Origin of the sequence: Promicromonospora kroppenstedtii DSM 19349 (assembly GCF_000515355.1) — a bacterium.
In the GTDB taxonomy this organism is placed as follows: domain Bacteria; phylum Actinomycetota; class Actinomycetes; order Actinomycetales; family Cellulomonadaceae; genus Promicromonospora; species Promicromonospora kroppenstedtii.
In genome coordinates this window covers 83,838-84,992 of record NZ_KI911694.1, presented here as the reverse complement: position 1 = coordinate 84,992, position 1,155 = coordinate 83,838, and the positions used below count along the sequence as shown (strand labels likewise).

Genomic DNA, 1,155 nt, shown 5'->3' with positions numbered 1-1,155 from the left:
CAGGCCGCCGCGGCCGCCGCCGGCCTCGCCGACGGTGAGGTCGTGGGCGACGGCATCGAGGGCTCCGTGGTCGTGGTCGCGGGCGACGTCCCGCTGCTCGACGGCGCGACGCTCGGCCAGCTGCTGGCGGCGCACCACGCCGACGGCAACGCCGTCACGGTCCTGACCACCGAGGTGGACGACGCCACGGGTTACGGCCGCATCGTCCGCGAGAAGGACACCGGCGACGTGCTCGAGATCGTGGAGCACAAGGACGCGAGCGCGGACCAGCTCGCCATCCGGGAGATCAACTCGTCGGTCTACGTGTTCGACGCCGCCACGCTGCGGCGCGGCCTGACCGGCCTGGACAGCAAGAACGCGCAGGGCGAGGTCTACCTGACCGACGTCGTCGCGTTCGCCCGCGCGCAGGGCCTCCACGTCCGGGCGCTGCTCGCCGACGACCCCATGCTGGTCGAGGGCGTCAACGACCGCGTCGCCCTCTCCGTCCTGGCCCGCGAGATGAACCGCCGCATCGTCGAGGAGTGGCAGCGCGCGGGCGTGACCGTGCAGGACCCGGCGACCACGTGGATCGACGTCGACGTCGAGCTCGCCCCGGACGTCACGCTCCTGCCCAACACGCAGCTCCAGGGCGCCACCGTGGTGGCCACGGGCGCCACGATCGGCCCGGACACCACGCTGACCGACGTCGAGGTCGGGGCCGGTGCCACCGTGGTCCGCACGCACGGGTCGCTCGCCGTCATCGGGGAGAGTGCGACCGTGGGCCCGTTCGCCTATCTGCGTCCGGGCACGAGGCTGGGCCGCAAGGGCAAGATCGGCACGTTCGTCGAGACGAAGAACGCCGAGATCGGCGAGGGCAGCAAGGTGCCGCACCTCTCCTACGTCGGCGACGCCTCGATCGGCGAGCACACCAACATCGGCGCCGCGTCGGTGACCGTCAACTACGACGGCGTGCACAAGCACCGCACGGTGATCGGCTCCCACGCGCGCACGGGGGCGGACAACATGTTCGTGGCCCCCGTGACCGTGGGCGACGGCGCGTACACCGCCGCCGGCTCCGTGATCCGCCGGGACGTGCCCGCGGGCGCACTCGGCGTCACGGCCGGGCAGCAGCGCAACATCGAGGGCTGGGTCGGCCGCCGGCGGCCCGGAACGGCC

The 1,155-nt window shown here is 73.2% G+C and carries 1 protein-coding gene; it reads left to right on the top strand.

The features are described from left to right. A partial coding sequence (gene glmU, locus PROKR_RS17575) for a bifunctional UDP-N-acetylglucosamine diphosphorylase/glucosamine-1-phosphate N-acetyltransferase GlmU (protein WP_036965216.1) occupies window positions 1-1,155 on the top strand: 1,155 nt, incomplete at both ends.